Origin of the sequence: Actinomadura sp. 21ATH, assembly GCF_041951345.1 — a bacterium.
Lineage (GTDB): Bacteria > Actinomycetota > Actinomycetes > Streptosporangiales > Streptosporangiaceae > Spirillospora.
Window position 1 is genome coordinate 82,158 of record NZ_JBGNUR010000021.1, and the last position, 15,134, is coordinate 97,291.

The window sequence follows — 15,134 nt, forward strand, 5'->3', positions numbered from 1 at the left end:
CGAGTATGTACTGCACACCATCGGTTCATCAGGGGGAAGCCGCCATGACTGAGGGAAAGACGCAGGCCACCGAGCGGCCCGCGGGAGCGAGCCTGCCGGGCCAGACCCGGCGGACGGTGAGCGGGCAGGGGAGCGCGTCCGGCGGGGACCGGAGCGATCTCGTCACGCCGAACGGCCGTACCAAGATCGCCGACGCGGTGGTCGCGAAGGTGGCCGGCATGGCGGCCCGCGAGATCGGCGGGGTGCACGACATGGGCGCCGGGGTGAGCCGCACGATCGGCTCGGTCAAGGAGCGGCTGCCCGGCGGCATGGGCGGCGGGCAGAGCAGCTCGCAGGGCGTGTCGGTGCAGGTCGGCGAGCGGCAGGCCGCGATCGACATCGATCTGATCGTGGAGTACGGCGCGTCCATCCCGGAGCTGGCCGCGGCCGTGCGGGACAACGTGATCGAGGAGGTCGAGCACATGTGCGGGCTCGACGTCGTCGAGGTCAACATCGACGTGGCCGACATCCACCTGCCCGGCGAGGAGGCGCGGGAGGACTCGCAGCCGTCCGAGCCGCGGGTGCGATGACGGCCGGCACGGCGACCGCGGCCCGGCCGCCGGGCACGGCGGGCGCGTCCGGCGCCCCGGAGCGGGTGCGGCTCGCCGAGCGGATCGGCGCGGCCGTCGCGGAGCTGCCGGAGGTGGCGGGACTGTCCGCCGGGCCGCGCGCGCAGGTGGTCACCTACCGCGTCGGCCCCCCGTACGCCGGGGTCGCCGTCCGCGAGGGGGAGGTCGAGGTGGGCGTGAACGTCGCCCGCCCGGACCGGCCGCTGCCCGCGATCGCCGAGAGCGTCCGGCAGGCCGCCCTCCCGCTGGCGGGTGGGCGGCCGGTGCACGTGCTGGTCGCGGACATCGCGGAGGGGGACTGAGATGGACGCTAGAAGGTGGGCGCCGGTCGTCGGGCTGGCCTTCGGCACGGCGCTCGGGTTCGCCGGGGCGTTCGGCGGGTTCGGGACGTTCGTCCTCGTGCTGGTGATCGGCCTGATCGGCATGGCCGTCGGGTTCGCCGTCAGCGGTGACCTGGACGTCGGCGAGCTGGTCTCGTCGGTCGGCGGCCGGAGGGAGCGGCCGTGACCGCCGAGGTGCTGCCGCCCACGGCGGAGCCGCCGCCCCGGCCCGAGCGCTCGCCGGACGCGGGCGACCCGTACGGCGGCGGCCGCGGCCGTACCGAGATCGCCGACCGCGCGGTCGGCCGGATCGTCGCCCGCGCCGTGGCCGAGACCGCGGACGCCGGCGGGCTGGGCCGCGGCGGCAGGGCCCGCACCGACGTGGAGATCGCCGGTTCGGTGGTGACCGCGCGGGTGCGGATGTCGGTGGTCTACCCGGCGCCGGTACGGGACGTCGCCGCCCGGGTGCGCGAGCGCGTCCGGCAGCGGGTGGAGAGCCTGACCGGCCTCGCCGTGCGGCAGGTGGACATCGAGGTCGAGGCGCTGGAACGGCCCGGCCGCGACACCCGGCGGGTGGTCGCGTGACCACCGGCGCCGGGCGGCTGCCCGGAGTCGGGGCGCCGGCCGGCGACAGGAGCAGGGCGGGCGGCCGGGCGGCGCGGCGCGCGTTCCACTCCCGCCGGATCCTGCCCGCGCTGATCGCGGCGCTGCTGCTGACGGCCGCCGGGGTGCTGCTCGCGATCGAGGCGATCTCGGCGCTCGCCGGGGGGCCCGCGCGGCTCGTCCCGTACGACCGGGTGACATCGTGGGCGACCGGCACCGCGTGGAAGGACGCGGCCGCGCTGGCCGCGTCCGGGGTGGCCGCGCTGCTCGGACTGCTGTCGCTGCTGGCCGGGCTGCGGCCGGGCCGGGGCCGGCTGGTCCCGCTGCGCGGCGGCGATCCCCGGCTGACCGTCGCGATCACCCGGCGCGGGCTGCGGTCCGCCGCCGCGGCGGCCGCCGCGGAGACCGCGGGCGTGACGGGGGCGAAGGTCAAGGTGCGCCGGCGCAAGGTCAAGGTGACCGCCGAGACCGCGATGCGGGACCCGGGCGACCTGCGGCAGCGCGTGGAAGAGGCCGTGCGGCGGCGGCTCGACGAGCTGGACCCGCTGCCCCGGCGCGGCGTCGCGGCCCGGGTCCGCGCCCCGAAGGAGTCGTCCTAGGAAGGGAGGTGCCGCCATGGACCGCCACGCGTCACGGCTCAACCACGTGGGCCTCACCCTGCTCGGCCTGGTCCTGCTGGCCGCGGGCGCCGCCGGGCTGGCCCGCGGGCTGGGCGCGTTCGGCACCCGCGCGGCGGCCGACCCGCTGATCACCGAGCGGATGCGGTCGTTCGCGGGGGACCAGGGCTGGTTCTGGCCCGCCGTCGCCGCCACCGGAGTGGTGCTGGCCCTGCTCGGCCTGGCGTGGCTGCTGGCCCAGGCCCGGTCGGAACGGCTGCCCGGGCTGGCGCTGAACCCCGGCGGCGCGGGCGGCTCGACCCGGCTGTCGGGCAAGGCCGTCACGGCGGCGCTGGAGGACGAGATCGGCGACTATCCGGGCGTCCAGGGCGTCCGGGCCCGCCTGCTCGGCAGCTCCGCGCGGCCGCGGCTGCGGCTCCACGTCGCGTACCGGCGCGGCACCGACCTCGCCGAGCTGCGCGACCGCATCGACCGCGAGGGCGTCACCCGCCTCAGGGCCGCCCTCGAACGCGACACGATGCCCGCCGCCGTCCGGCTGCGCCCGGCCGCGGGCAAGAAGGCGAAGCGCCGCGTCGCCTGATCTTGTCTCGTCGCGTCCCGGCGTGCCACCGTGCGACGCATGGAGACGGAGATGCAGGCGAACGTCGCGGCGTTCGAGCAGACGCTGCGGTCCACGATCGCGCTCGCGGAGACGTTCGCGGCCGAGGACTGGCGGCGGCCCACCGACTGCCCCGGCTGGTCGGTCCAGGACGTCGTGTCCCACATGGTCGGCACCGAGCTGATGCTGCTGGGCGAGGACCCCGCCGCCGGTCACGTGCTGGCCGAGGAGCCCGCGCACGTACGGAACGATCTCGGCCGGCTGATCGAGCCCGGCGTCGACGCCCGGCGCGGCCGGTCCGGGCCCGAGGTGCTGGCGGAGCTGCGCGCGGTCCTGGACCGCCGCCTGGAGGCGCTCGCCGGGACCGACCCCGAACGGCCGACGACCGCGCCGACGGGCGCGACGGTGCCGTACAGGGAGTTCATGGTCTTCCGCGCGTTCGACTGCTACATCCACGAGCAGGACGTGCGCCGCGCCGTCGGCCGTCCCGGCAACCTGGACGCCCCTGCCGCGGCGTGCGCGCGCCGGATCATGACGCCGGGCCTGCCGATGATCGTGGGCAAGCGGGCGGGGGCGGCCCCGAAGCAGACCGTCCTGTTCGAGGTCACCGGCGCGTTCACCGCCCGGATCCAGGTCGGCGACGACGGCCGAGCCCGCCCGGTCGAGTCGGGCGCGCCGGACGTCACGCTGCGGATGGACTGGGAGACGTTCATGGTGCTGACCGCGGGCCGCCGTACCGCCGCGGACGTCACGGTGGACGTCGACGGCGACACCGCGCTGGGCGGCCGCGTGCTGGCGAACATGACCCTGACCCCTTGACGCCGGTTTTGACGGGTTTTGGCGGCTGACATCCGTGAATGCCCAGCTCGCTGGGCTATCGTGCGAAGAAATCGGCGTCGAGGGGATGGAGGGTTCAGCTTGAAGGACGTTCCAGCGCAGGCCGGCTCCAGCACGGAGCCCTTCGACGTACGGGGGGATATCACGGACCATTCCGCGGGCCCCTTCCACTGAGCGGCCCGTCGTCCCGGGGACCGTGACGCGCGTCACGGTCCCCGGACGCTTTCCCGTAGTAGGTTGTGTTTTCCAACTTACTAGGGAGCAGGCATGCGCGACGCAGTGATCATCGACGCCGTCCGTACCCCCATCGCCAAGGGCCGCCCGAACGGCGCCCTCCACGACGAGCACCCCGCCGGCCTGCTCGCCCGCACCCTCCGGATCCTCGTCGAGCGCGCCGGCATCGACCCCGCCACCGTCGACGACGTCATCGGCGGCGTGGTCACCCAGGCCGGCGACCAGGCCCTCAACCTCACCCGCACCGCCGTCCTCGCCGCCGGATTCCCCGAGACCGTCCCCGCCATGACCGTCGACCGGCAGTGCGGCTCGTCCCAGCAGGCCGTCCACATCGCCGCCCAGGGCGTGCGGAGCGGCGCGTACGACATCGCCATCGCGTGCGGCGTGGAGTCGATGTCCCGGGTGCCGATGGGATCGTCCGTCCTGCCCGGCTCCGACCCCTTCGCGCCCCTCGCGTCCCGCTACCCCGAGGGCCTCGTCGGCCAGGGCATCAGCGCCGAACTGATCGCCGCGCGCTGGAAGCTCACCCGCGAGGAGATGGACGCCTTCGCGTACGAGTCCCACCGCCGCGCGGCCGCCGCGCACGCCGCCGGCGAGTTCGACCGCGAGCTCGCCTGGCCGGGCACGGACGAGACCGTACGCCCGAACACCTCGCCCGAGATCCTCGCCGGCCTCAAGCCCGCCTACCACGACCCCGCCATGGCCGCCCGCTTCCCGGAGATCGGCTGGAACATCACCGCCGGGAACGCCTCACCCGTCAACGACGGCGCCGCCGCCGTACTGATCATGGGCGCGGACGTCGCCGAACGCCTGAACCTGCGGCCCCGCGCCCGCTTCCGCGCGTTCGCCGTCGCCGGCGACGACCCGCTCCTCATGCTCACCGCGATCATCCCCGCCACCGCCAAGGTCCTCGCCAAAGCCGACCTGCGCCTCTCCGACATCGACCTGTTCGAGGTGAACGAGGCGTTCGCGCCCGTCGTCCTGGCCTGGGCCCGCGAGACCGGCGCCGACCTGTCCCGCGTCAACGTCCGCGGCGGCGCCATCGCGATCGGCCACCCGCTCGGCGCCAGCGGCGCCCGCCTCATGACCACCCTCCTACACGCCCTGGAGGACCGGAACGCCCGCTTCGGCCTCCAGACCATGTGCGAGGCCGGCGGCCTGGCGAACGCCACCGTCATCGAACGTTCCTAAGATGGAGCGCATGCCGAAGGACGCCGACCCGCGCCCCTGCTCGATCGCCGACACGCTCGACATCATCGGCGAACGCTGGACGATCCTCGCGATCCGCGAGCTGTTCCACGGGGTCCGGCGCTTCGACGGCATCGCCCGCAACACCGGCGCGTCCCGCGACATCCTCACCACCCGGCTCCGCAAGCTGGAGTCCGCGGGCATCATCCGCCGCGAGCGCTACAGCGACCACCCGCCCCGCTTCGAGTACCACCTGACCGCCGCGGGGCGGGAGCTGGGCGAGGTCCTGCTCGCCCTCGCCACATGGGGCGACCGCCACCTGAACGCCGACGACCCGCCCGTCCGCTGGCACCACTCCTGCGGCGAGCTCCTCGACCCCGCCATGGTCTGCGCCCACTGCGGCGGCCCCGCCGTCTCCGGCGCCCACACCCCCGTGGGGCGCGGCGTCCTCAACGCTTGATCATCGACCAGGTCCGCGGGCCGCCGTCCGGCAGGTCGTACTCGCTCACGACCTCGAACCCCAGCCGCTGGTAGAACCGGACGTTCCGGTCCGTCGACGTCTCCAGGAACGCCGGCACCCCGTCCCGCTCGGCGGCCTCGATCCCGGGCCGCACGATCGCGCCCCCGAGCCCCGCCCCCTGGGCCGCCGGGTCGACCCCGACCGTCCCGAGGAACCACATCGGCTCCCGCGGCCGCTGCGCCGCCATCACCGCCTCCGCCGCCTCGTACGCCTCCAGCCGGTCCCCGACCAGCTCGGCGAACCGCGGCGCCAGCTCCCCGAAGACGTCCAGCGGCGTCTCCGGCGTCGTCCACACGGCCACGGCCCGGACGCCGTCCTCGACCCACACCTTCCCGTACGGCATCCCCACGTGGGCGAGGAACAGCTTCTGGAACCGCTCCAGCCGTCCCAGGTGATCGTCCTCCGCGAGGACGTGCCGCGTGAACGGATACTGGGCGAACGCCTCCCGCAGCGTCCGCGCCGCCTTCGCGAGATCCGCCTCCTCGGCCTCCCGCACGACAACCTGCACCAACGCGAACCTCCCATCGAGACCACCCCAACCCCTACCACCCCCGGCGGCTCCCGCGCACCTGCGAATGTCGTCCCCCCGGGTCACAATCACCGTTCCATGAGCAGTGAATGGCCGGCCTGGAACGACCTCGCGGGAATCCGCGCCCACCTCGACGCGGGCGCCGACCCGGACGCCCTCGTCCACGGATGGCGCCCCCCGCTGGACTTCGCCGCCGAGTACGGCACCCCCGAAGTGGTCGCGGAACTCGCTGGCCGCGTCACCGACGTCGACGCCGTGAACGAGGGCCGTACCGCCCTCTGGACCGCCGTCTCCGAAGGCCGCCCCGACAACGCGCGCGCCCTCATGGAGGCCGGCGCCGACCCGTGGCGCCCGCTGATCGCCGGCTGGTCGCCCGCCCGCCTGTCCCTGGCAGGCCCCCATCCGGACCTCTTCCCGCCGCGCGCCGAACTCTCCGCCGCCGAGTCCGCCGCCGTCGCCGAGGCCCCCCGCCTGATCGAGGCGCTCGCCCCCGGCCGCGACGGCGGCTTCAGCCTGGCCTGCGTCGCCGGGATCACCGCCGCCGAAGCCGCCCGCCGGCTGGAAGCGTCCCCGGCCGAAGGCCCGGAAGAGGACGACGAGTTCGACGACCTGGACGACCTGCTCGTCGGCGCGACCGACGTCCCGGGCGGCTGCGTGATCGTCCAGCCGTGGGGCTACGCGGCCCAGACGCCCGGCGTGACGAAGGCCCTCTCCTCAGGAACGGTCTGCTACGCCATGTACGCCAACCCCAAGAGCGGCAACCAGGGCCAGATCGTCCGGGACGGCACCATCGAAGGCTGGGACCTGCACCCCGGAGGAGGCGTCCCCCGCCCCGACGCCACGCCCGAGGAGGTCCTCCTCACCTACCTCTACAAGCACGAGGCACCCGCCTACTGCTACGCCTACACGAGCCTCCGCCCGACCGACTCCCGCTCCCTGACCGGCCCACCCGACCAGTGGCTCCAACTCCCCACCCGCGACCACTGGACCTGACCCGCCGGCCCAGTCCGGTCACGGCTCCCGCCGAACGGCCGCGATCGTTCGGCGGGAGCCGTGACCGCGTACGGGTCAGTCGAAGATCTCGTCGACGGTTTCGGCCGTGACGGCACGGTCGAGCCAGCGGTCCAGCTGGTCCTTGTCCGTGCACGCCTGGATTCGAGTCCGGTCGGCTTCGGAGGGCTCCAGCCCGCGCGCGGACAGGATCTTGACGATCGCCCGGGCCTTGCCCCGGGCTTCTCCTTCGGCCTCGCCTTCGGCTCTGCCGATCGCCGCGTAGTGGAGGGCGAACTCGCTCTTGAGCTCGTACTTCTCGATTTTCATGATCTCCCTCAGGATGGAGCGGGCCGCTGGGGGAAGCCGTGACTCTACGTGGTCATAGTACTTTCCGCCGATGTCTCGGGGCAGTGTGGTCAGGGCCGGCGCAGAACGCCTTCAATACGGGACGTGTCTCGGAGCCGCCGGTCACGAGGAGAGCGCCGAGGACGGCGAGTTCGGGGAGCTGGCGTGCCAGCGGCATCTCGTGATCGATCGTGGGCACGAGAGGAAGCTAGCCGTAGTCGGTAGATCACTGTGCGCGATTGACTCAACTGAAGGTAAAGGATCCGGAGGCGGTCGTCGCCCTGTGGTCATTCGGGGTGGTGGTGCGGGTCACCTGGGTGGGCTGTCACATGGGGAGGTCCGGGGCCGTCTATTTGGTAGACGGCCTATTCAGGGGGCGAGCCTGATGTTGACGAAGAAGCCGACCGGTGCGTCGGCCGCCGCGACGGGGTGGTGGCGGCGCGGTGGCGGGGATCATTGGAGCTTCCTGTTCGCGCAGATCGCACTGCATTCGTTCATCGTGCTGGTGGTGACCGGGGCGTTCCTGACGTTCTTCTATGACCCGGATATGTCGCGGACCACCTATGACGGGTCCTATGCCCCGCTGCGCGGTATCGACGTCAGCAGGGCGTACGACTCCACCCTGCATCTCAGCCTTGAGGTCCGCGGCGGGCTGCTGATGCGGCAGATCCACCACTGGGCCGCGCTGATCTTCATCGCCGCGATCTGCTGCCAGCTCCTGCGGATGTTCTTCACGGGCGCGTTCCGCCGGCCGCGCCGCCTGAACTGGCTGATCTGGGTCGGGATGCTGCCGCTGGCGATGGTCGCGGGCGTGACCGGCACCGTCCTGCCCGATGACATGCTGTCGGGCGGCAGCATCAGCCTGATCCAGGGGATCACCCAGTCCATCCCTTTCATCGGGACGGACCTGACGGGCCTGCTGTTCGGCGACGACGTTCCCGGCGACGACATCATTCCGCGCATGTACTGGGCGCACATTCTGGTGATACCCGTGGTCATCGCCGCGCTGTTCCCGCTGCGCCGGATGCTGATCAAGCGGGTCGGGCACAGCCGCTTCCGGAACGCCGCGCCCGCCGGCCGGGACGGGCGCCTGCGTTCGGCGGCGCTCCTGCTGTACACGTGCGGGGTGCTGGCCCTGCTGGGCACGCTCGTCCAGGTCAACCCGATCTGGCTGTTCGGCCCGTACGAGCCTGGGGCGATCACCGCCGGGGCGGTGCCGGGCTGGTACATGGGGTTCCTGGACGGCGCGATTCGGATCATGCCCGGCTGGGAGATCACCGTCGCCGGCCATCCGATCACCTTCGCGGTGCTGGTGCCCGCCCTGATCGTTCCCGGGGCGTTCTTCACCGCCCTGGCCGCGTACCCGTGGGTCGAGGAGCGGATCACCGGTGGCCGCTGCCTGCACCATGTGCTGGACCGGCCCCGCGACCACGCGTTCCGGACGGGGGTGGGCGCGGCGGGGATCGCCTTCTACGGGCTGCTGTGGGCCGCCGCGGCCAACGACCAGATCGCCGACACGTTCCATCTGTCGCTGTTCGCCGTGTCGGTGTTCTTCCGGGTCGCGGTGCTGGCCGGGCCGGTCCTGGCGTTCATGATCACCCGCTGGCTGTGCCTTGGGCTCGCCGCCCGCGAACGGGAGGAGGCCGAGCACGGCTACGAGACGGGCCGGATCGTGATGAGCGCGGAGGGCGCGTTCAGCGAGATCCACGCTCCCGTACGCGATGAGGACGCGCCGCGCCAGATTTCGGGGCCGGCCCACCCCGCGGCCTGAGCTGGGAGCGGAGGGTGCGATGCGGGGCCGTTCGTTGACATGCAACCCTCCGGCTGCCTATCGTGAACAGGCAACCAAAAGGCTGCCTATTGTGGAGGCGCGATGGACGCGGTGTTCAAGGCACTGGCCGATCCCACCCGCCGGCGCCTGCTCGACAGCCTCAACGCGCGCAACGGGCAGACCCTGCGGGAGCTGTGCGCCGGCCTGGACATGACCAGGCAGTCGGTCAGCAAGCACCTGGCCGTGCTGGAGGAGACCGGACTGGTCACGCCCGTCCGGCGCGGGCGGGAGAAGGTCCACTACCTCGACGCGGCGCCCATCAACGCCATCGCCGAACGGTGGATCCGCCGGTACGACCGCGAACGCGCGCGAGCACTCGCCGACCTCAAGACCGCACTGGAGACCGACCCCATGAGCGACGACGCCTTCGTCTACACGACGTACATGAAGACCACGCCCGAGCGGCTCTGGCAGGCCCTCACCGATCCCGCCTTCACCGTCCGCTACTGGGGCGTGACCTTCGATACCGACTGGGCCCCCGGATCCACCATGATCTGGCAGGAGAACGACCGGAAGACCATCGACCCGGAGCAGGTCGTCCTGGAATCCGACCCGCCCCGCCGCCTCTCGTACACCTGGCACACTCCCACCGCCGAATGGGCCGAGGCGGCCGGAGTGGGCGCGGACGTCCTCGCGAGACTCCGCGACGAAAAGCGCACCCGCGTCACCTTCGACATCGAACCGCGCGGCGACATGGTCAAGCTCACCGTCGTCCACGACGGCTTCCAGCCCGGCAGCGTGATGCGCGGCATGGTCGGCGAAGGCTGGCCGGAGCTCCTCTCCGGTCTCAAGACCCTGCTGGAGACCGGCGACACCCTCTGACCCGCGCTAGGCGTCGGCTGGGTCGCGTAGGGAAAGGGCTTCCCGGTCCGTCAGGCCGCTGCGGGCCGCCACGCGGCGGCGGGCGCGGACTTCCGGGCTCGTGCGGGGGCGGTATCGGGGACGGCGTCCGCAGCCGCACGGTTCGAAGCCCTCGTAGCGCAGGCCGGCCTGGAGGACGGCGGCCACGGCGGCCCAGCGGCGGTCGTCGCGCCTGCGGGGCGCGGCGAAGTCGTGCCCCGCGAAGATCATCGGGGCGCGGCACGTGGTGCACGGGTGCTCGGCGCCGTCCCAGGGGAGCTTGCGGCTCTGGCGGCACGGGACGCACACGTAGTGGACCTTGTAGGTGACCTCGGCGTACGTGCACATGGCTCAGGAGCGTAGCGCGTCACTCGCGGCACACGCCTTCGCCGCCCAGGGCGACCTCGACCGGAGCCTCGCGTCGGTCCGCCCCCGACGGCGCCGGGCGGTCAGCACTCGATGACGTTGACGGCGAGGCCGCCGCGGCTCGTCTCCTTGTACTTGTCGAGCATGTCCCGGCCGGTGTCCTTCATCGTCTTGACGGCCCGGTCCAGGGAGACGAAGTGGCGGCCGTCGCCGCGCAGCGCGATGCGGGTGGCGGTGATGGCCTTCACTGCGCCGACCGCGTTCCGCTCGATGCACGGGACCTGGACGAGGCCGCCGACGGGATCGCAGGTCAGGCCCAGGTTGTGCTCGATACCGATCTCGGCGGCGTTCTCCACCTGCTCGGGGGTGCCGCCGAGGACCTCGGTGAGGCCGGCGGCGGCCATGGAGCAGGCCGAGCCGACCTCGCCCTGGCAGCCGACCTCCGCGCCGGAGATGGAGGCGTTCTGCTTGAACAGGGCGCCGATCGCCCCGGCGGTGAGGAGGAAGCGGACCGCCCCGTCGTCGGACGCGTTCGGGACGAACTTCGCGTAGTAGTGCAGTACGGCCGGGACGATGCCCGCCGCGCCGTTGGTGGGCGCGGTGACGATGCGGCCGCCGGCGGCGTTCTCCTCGTTCACGGCGAGGGCGAACAGGGTCACCCAGTCCATGGCGTGCAGCGGGTCGGAGCCGTCCTCGGTGAGGAGGCGCCGGTGCAGCTGCGGCGCCCGGCGGCGGACCTTGAGCCCGCCGGGGAGCAGGCCCTCGCGGGTGCAGCCGCGGTCGACGCAGCCGCGCATGACCTGCCACAGGTCGACCAGGCCGCCGCGGATCTCCTCGGCGGTGCGGCCGAACGCCTTCTCGTTCTCCAGCATCAGCGCGGAGATCGACAGGCCGGTCTCGCGGCAGTGGTCGAGCAGCTCGGCGGCGGTGTCGAACGGGTACGGCAGGACGGTGTCGTCCGGCTTGATCCGGTCGGCGCCGGCGGCGTTCTCGTCCAGGATGAAGCCGCCGCCGACCGAGTAGTAGACCTTGGAACGGAGCTCGTCGCCGTCGGCGGTGTACGCGGTGAAGCGCATTCCGTTGGGGTGGCCGGGCAGCGACTCCTTGCGCTCGAAGACCAGGTGCTCGCCCACCACGAACGGGATGTCGTGGGAGCCGAAGAGCCGCAGGGCCCCCCGGGAGCGGATCTCGGCCAGCCGGGCGTCGACCGTGTCGACGTCGACGCGTTCGGGCTTGTCGCCCTCCAGGCCGAGGATGACGGCCTTGTCGCTGCCGTGGCCCTTGCCGGTCAGGCCGAGCGAGCCGTACAGAACCGCCCGGACGGACGCGGCCTTCTCCAGCAGGCCGTCGCGGTGCAGGCCGCGCGCGAAGCGGTGGGCGGCCGCCATCGGCCCGCCGGTGTGCGATGAGGAGGGGCCGATGCCGATTTTGAAGAGGTCGAAAACGCTGATCGCCATGAATCCTCCTCGGTGCCCCCTCCGCGCCGTCGCGAAGGGGGCGAGGAACTTCCTACAGACCCGGGTAGAGAGGGTGCTTCCCGGAGAGGGCCTTGACGCGGGCGGCCAGGGCGTCCCGGTCGAACGACGGCTGCAGCGCCAGGGCGATGACGTCGGACACCTCGGCGAAGTCCGCGGCGGTGAAGCCGCGGGTGGCCAGGGCGGGCGTGCCGATCCGCAGGCCGGAGGTGACCATCGGCGGGCGCGGGTCGTTGGGGACCGCGTTCCGGTTGACGGTGATGCCGATCTCGTGCAGCCGGTCCTCGGCGTCCCGGCCGGTCAGCTCGGAGTCGACCAGGTCGACCAGGACGAGGTGCACGTCGGTGCCGCCGGTGAGGACCTTGACGCCGGCCTTGGCGGAGTCCTCGGCGGAGAGCCGCTCGGCGAGGATCTTCGCGCCCTCGACGGTACGGGCCTGCCGCTCCCGGAACTCGTCCGAGCCAGCGATCTTCAGCGCCACCGCCTTGGCGGCGATCACGTGCTCCAGCGGGCCGCCCTGCATGCCCGGGAACACCGCCGAGTTGATCTTCTTGCCGTACTCCTCGCGGGCCAGGATCAGCCCGCCGCGCGGCCCGCCCAGCGTCTTGTGCGTGGTGGTGGTGACGATGTCGGCGTGCGGGACGGGCGAGGGGTGCAGCCCCGCCGCGACCAGCCCGGCGAAGTGCGCCATGTCCACCATGAGCAGCGCGCCCACCGAGTCGGCGATCTCGCGGAACGCGGCGAAGTCCAGCTGCCGCGGGTACGCCGACCAGCCCGCGACGATCATCTTCGGCCGGTGCTCGGCGGCCAGCGCGGCGACCTCGTCCATGTCGACCAGGCCGGTCTCCGGGTGGACGTGGTACGCGACCACGTTCAGCATCTTGCCGGAGTAGTTGAGCCGCATGCCGTGCGTGAGGTGCCCGCCGTGCGCCAGGTCCAGGCCGAGGATCGTGTCGCCCGGCTGGAGCAGCGCGAAGTAGACGGCCGTGTTGGCCTGCGCGCCCGAGTGCGGCTGGACGTTCGCGTGCTCCGCGCCGAACAGCTCCTTGGCGCGGTCGATGGCCAGCTGCTCGGTCACGTCGACGAACTCGCAGCCGCCGTAGTAGCGGCGGCCGGGGTAGCCCTCGGCGTACTTGTTGGTCAGGACCGAGCCCTGCGCCTCCAGCACCGACACCGGGGCGAAGTTCTCGGAGGCGATCATCTCGAGCGTGGACTGCTGCCGGTCCAGCTCGGCGGCCACCGCCCGCGCGACCTCGGGGTCGGCGGCGGCCAGCGAGTCGTACAGGCCCACGGTCAGCTCTCCTCGGTCAGCTTGGCGTACGCCGCCGAGTCCAGCAGGTCGCCGGGCTCCTCGGAGATCCGGACCTTGAAGATCCAGCCCTCGCCGTACGGGTCGTCGTTGATGACCTTGGGCTCGTCCACCACGGCGGTGTTGATCGCGGTGATCTCGCCGCTCACGGGGGAGTAGAGCTCGCTGACGGACTTGGTGGACTCCACCTCGCCGCACGGCTCGCCGGCCTCGACCGTGTCGCCCTCGCCCGGCTGCAGTTCGAGGAAGACGATCTCGCCGAGGGCGTCGGCGGCGTGCGCGGTGATGCCGACGGTCACGATGCCGTCCCCGTCCTCACCGAGGCCGGACACCCATTCGTGCTCCTCGCTGTAGCGGAGCTGCTCCGGAACGCTCACGATGCTTTCTCTCCAGATCTCAGGAACGCTTGTAGAAGGGCAGATCGACCACGTCGACCGGCTCCTGCCTGCCGCGGACGTCCACGGCCAGCTCGCCGGACACCGTGCAGTCGACGTACGCCATGGCGATCGGCTTGCCCAGTGTGGGCGACGGGGCGCCGCTCGTCACCACCCCGCACGGCGTGCCGTCGGACGTGACCACCTCGTACCCCTTGCGGGGCGCGCGGCGGCCGCGCGCGACCAGCCCCACGAGCCTACGGCCTGGCGGGGTCTGCGCCTGCGCGGCCAGCGTGGCCTTGCCCACGAAATCGCCGGGCTTGTCCAGCTTGACGACCCGGCCGAGTCCCGCCTCGTACGGGGTGGTCTCGGCCGTCAGCTCGTTGCCGTACAGGGGCATGCCCGCTTCGAGGCGGAGCGTGTCGCGCGCCGACAGCCCGGCCGGGACGACGCCCTCGACGGCGGCCAGTTCCCGCCAGAGCCGGACGGCGTCGGCGGCGTCCACGAACAGCTCGAAGCCGTCCTCGCCGGTGTAGCCGGTACGGGCGATGAGCGCGTCCACGCCCCCGACCTCGTCGGCGGTGATCGCGTAGTACTTCAGGTCGGGCAGCGGCGCGGCGGTGAAGCGGGCCAGAATGCCCTGCGCCTCGGGCCCCTGGAGGGCGATCAGGGCGTAGTCGGCCGACCGGTCGGTGACCCGGGCGTCGAACCCGGCCGCCCGCTCGGCCAGCGCCTCCAGGACGACCGCGGCGTTCGCGGCGTTGGCGACCACCATGAACGTCTCGTCGGCCAGCCGGTACACGATCAGGTCGTCCAGCACCCCGCCGTCCGGCGCGCAGATCATCGTGTAGCGGGCCTTGCCGACGGCCATCGGCGACAGGTTGCCGACCAGGGCGTAGTCCAGCGCGGCGCCGGCGCCCGGCCCGTCCAGGAAGATCTCGCCCATGTGGGAGAGGTCGAACAGCCCCGCGCCGGTGCGGACCGCGCGGTGCTCGGCGGTCTCGCTCGCGTAGCGCAGCGGCATCAGGTAGCCGGCGAAGTCGACCAGGTTGGCGCCGAGCTCCCGGTGCACGTCGTACAGCGGCGTCGTCCTGGCCTGCGGGGCCGGCGGTGTGGCGGCGGCGTTCTCGGTGTTCTCGGCGGGCACGGGGTCGGCTCCTTCGTCGCGGGCGCGTGGGTCCAATCGTCCCACCCGCACCGGGCGTGGTCTGGGCCTCCCCCTCTGTCATCGGCGCCTGAGAGCTTCACCCGTCCCAGGGGAGGGCTTTCACCTTCGGCGGGGGACGGCTCCGTGGTGGGCGCGTCCCCGCTTTCCAGAGGTCGCCTGGTCCGTGCGGTCCGTGGGCCTGAGAGGTTCCGGGGAGGAGTTGCTCCTTCGGCGTCCCTGACCGGCTGCCAGGGCACTCTCCCGCACGGGATCAGCGGCTGCCCGCCAGGCTAGCAGCGGAGTCCGGTCCGGGGCCATGTGCGTGCATGAGTACGCGGTCGTCCGCACCGCGTATCACGTAACCTGAACGCGTCATTCGAGATCACCGAGAGATCACCGA

General features: G+C 72.8%; 19 protein-coding genes and 1 riboswitch. Of the genes, 12 read left to right on the forward strand and 7 right to left on the reverse strand.

Features of this window, described 5'->3' with window-relative positions; all coding sequences use genetic code 11:
- Positions 1 to 44: 44 nt before the first annotated feature.
- The 9 genes from ACA361_RS37100 (at position 45) to ACA361_RS37140 (ending at position 5,465) form a co-directional block, all read left to right on the forward strand.
- The gene (locus ACA361_RS37100; protein WP_375019791.1) at positions 45 to 569 is read left to right on the forward strand and encodes an Asp23/Gls24 family envelope stress response protein; all 525 of its coding nucleotides are present in this window, start codon (positions 45 to 47) and stop codon (positions 567 to 569) included.
- Complete coding sequence (locus tag ACA361_RS37105; RefSeq protein ID WP_375019793.1) at positions 566 to 910, forward strand: hypothetical protein; 345 nt, start codon at positions 566 to 568, stop codon at positions 908 to 910. The genes ACA361_RS37100 and ACA361_RS37105 overlap by 4 nt, the downstream gene beginning before the upstream one ends.
- A gap of 1 nt (position 911) precedes the next feature.
- Complete coding sequence (locus ACA361_RS37110; protein ID WP_375019794.1) at positions 912 to 1,115, forward strand: hypothetical protein; 204 nt, start codon at positions 912 to 914, stop codon at positions 1,113 to 1,115.
- Positions 1,112 to 1,513, forward strand: a complete 402-nt coding sequence (locus tag ACA361_RS37115) for an Asp23/Gls24 family envelope stress response protein (protein ID WP_375019795.1) — start codon at positions 1,112 to 1,114, stop codon at positions 1,511 to 1,513. The genes ACA361_RS37110 and ACA361_RS37115 overlap by 4 nt, the downstream gene beginning before the upstream one ends.
- Positions 1,510 to 2,130 (forward strand): DUF6286 domain-containing protein, encoded by a 621-nt coding sequence (locus ACA361_RS37120; RefSeq protein WP_375019796.1) that lies wholly within the window; start codon positions 1,510 to 1,512, stop codon positions 2,128 to 2,130. Before ACA361_RS37115 ends, ACA361_RS37120 begins: the two co-directional genes overlap by 4 nt.
- A gap of 16 nt (positions 2,131 to 2,146) precedes the next feature.
- Positions 2,147 to 2,728: an alkaline shock response membrane anchor protein AmaP gene (locus ACA361_RS37125; RefSeq protein ID WP_375019797.1), complete on the forward strand. Its 582-nt coding sequence runs from the start codon at positions 2,147 to 2,149 to the stop codon at positions 2,726 to 2,728.
- A 39-nt stretch (positions 2,729 to 2,767) separates the two neighbouring features.
- Positions 2,768 to 3,565, forward strand: a complete 798-nt coding sequence (locus ACA361_RS37130) for a maleylpyruvate isomerase family mycothiol-dependent enzyme (RefSeq protein ID WP_375019798.1) — start codon at positions 2,768 to 2,770, stop codon at positions 3,563 to 3,565.
- Positions 3,566 to 3,850: 285 nt separating this feature from the next.
- Positions 3,851 to 5,008, forward strand: a complete 1,158-nt coding sequence (locus tag ACA361_RS37135; RefSeq protein WP_375019799.1) for a thiolase family protein — start codon at positions 3,851 to 3,853, stop codon at positions 5,006 to 5,008.
- Positions 5,009 to 5,018: 10 nt separating this feature from the next.
- Complete coding sequence (locus ACA361_RS37140) at positions 5,019 to 5,465, forward strand: winged helix-turn-helix transcriptional regulator (protein WP_375019800.1); 447 nt, start codon at positions 5,019 to 5,021, stop codon at positions 5,463 to 5,465.
- Here the strand turns inward: ACA361_RS37140 and ACA361_RS37145 are convergent.
- Positions 5,455 to 6,033 (reverse strand): GNAT family N-acetyltransferase, encoded by a 579-nt coding sequence (locus ACA361_RS37145; protein WP_375019801.1) that lies wholly within the window; start codon positions 6,031 to 6,033, stop codon positions 5,455 to 5,457. The two genes, ACA361_RS37140 and ACA361_RS37145, sit on opposite strands and share 11 nt — an antisense overlap.
- Before the next feature lie 99 nt (positions 6,034 to 6,132).
- Here ACA361_RS37145 and ACA361_RS37150 point away from each other — a divergent pair, with 99 nt between their 5' ends.
- Complete coding sequence (locus ACA361_RS37150) at positions 6,133 to 7,047, forward strand: ankyrin repeat domain-containing protein (protein ID WP_375019802.1); 915 nt, start codon at positions 6,133 to 6,135, stop codon at positions 7,045 to 7,047.
- A gap of 75 nt (positions 7,048 to 7,122) precedes the next feature.
- Here ACA361_RS37150 and ACA361_RS37155 read toward each other — a convergent pair whose 3' ends face one another.
- A complete protein-coding gene (locus tag ACA361_RS37155; RefSeq protein WP_375019803.1) occupies positions 7,123 to 7,374 on the reverse strand; it encodes a hypothetical protein in 252 nt (83 codons plus the stop codon).
- A 403-nt stretch (positions 7,375 to 7,777) separates the two neighbouring features.
- Between ACA361_RS37155 and ACA361_RS37160 the strand changes: the two genes are divergently transcribed.
- Together ACA361_RS37160 and ACA361_RS37165 are read left to right on the forward strand one after the other, a co-directional pair.
- The gene (locus ACA361_RS37160) at positions 7,778 to 9,163 is read left to right on the forward strand and encodes a cytochrome bc complex cytochrome b subunit (RefSeq protein ID WP_375019804.1); all 1,386 of its coding nucleotides are present in this window, start codon (positions 7,778 to 7,780) and stop codon (positions 9,161 to 9,163) included.
- Between the two features lie 102 nt (positions 9,164 to 9,265).
- Positions 9,266 to 10,045 (forward strand): ArsR/SmtB family transcription factor, encoded by a 780-nt coding sequence (locus tag ACA361_RS37165; RefSeq protein WP_375019805.1) that lies wholly within the window; start codon positions 9,266 to 9,268, stop codon positions 10,043 to 10,045.
- Positions 10,046 to 10,051: 6 nt separating this feature from the next.
- Here the strand turns inward: ACA361_RS37165 and ACA361_RS37170 are convergent, their stop codons facing one another.
- From ACA361_RS37170 to gcvT, 5 genes are all read right to left on the reverse strand, one after another.
- Complete coding sequence (locus ACA361_RS37170; RefSeq protein ID WP_375019806.1) at positions 10,052 to 10,411, reverse strand: hypothetical protein; 360 nt, start codon at positions 10,409 to 10,411, stop codon at positions 10,052 to 10,054.
- A 101-nt stretch (positions 10,412 to 10,512) separates the two neighbouring features.
- Complete coding sequence (locus tag ACA361_RS37175; RefSeq protein ID WP_375019807.1) at positions 10,513 to 11,886, reverse strand: L-serine ammonia-lyase; 1,374 nt, start codon at positions 11,884 to 11,886, stop codon at positions 10,513 to 10,515.
- 52 nt (positions 11,887 to 11,938) lie between these two features.
- Positions 11,939 to 13,195: a serine hydroxymethyltransferase gene (gene glyA / locus ACA361_RS37180; RefSeq protein ID WP_375019808.1), complete on the reverse strand. Its 1,257-nt coding sequence runs from the start codon at positions 13,193 to 13,195 to the stop codon at positions 11,939 to 11,941.
- 2 nt (positions 13,196 to 13,197) lie between these two features.
- Positions 13,198 to 13,590 carry a glycine cleavage system protein GcvH gene (gcvH, locus tag ACA361_RS37185; protein ID WP_375019809.1) on the reverse strand — a complete coding sequence of 131 codons (393 nt, stop codon included), beginning with the start codon at positions 13,588 to 13,590 and terminating at the stop codon, positions 13,198 to 13,200.
- Positions 13,591 to 13,609: 19 nt separating this feature from the next.
- The gene (gene gcvT / locus ACA361_RS37190; protein WP_375019810.1) at positions 13,610 to 14,734 is read right to left on the reverse strand and encodes a glycine cleavage system aminomethyltransferase GcvT; all 1,125 of its coding nucleotides are present in this window, start codon (positions 14,732 to 14,734) and stop codon (positions 13,610 to 13,612) included.
- A 177-nt stretch (positions 14,735 to 14,911) separates the two neighbouring features.
- Positions 14,912 to 15,008, reverse strand: a riboswitch (glycine riboswitch).
- Positions 15,009 to 15,134: the final 126 nt, after the last annotated feature.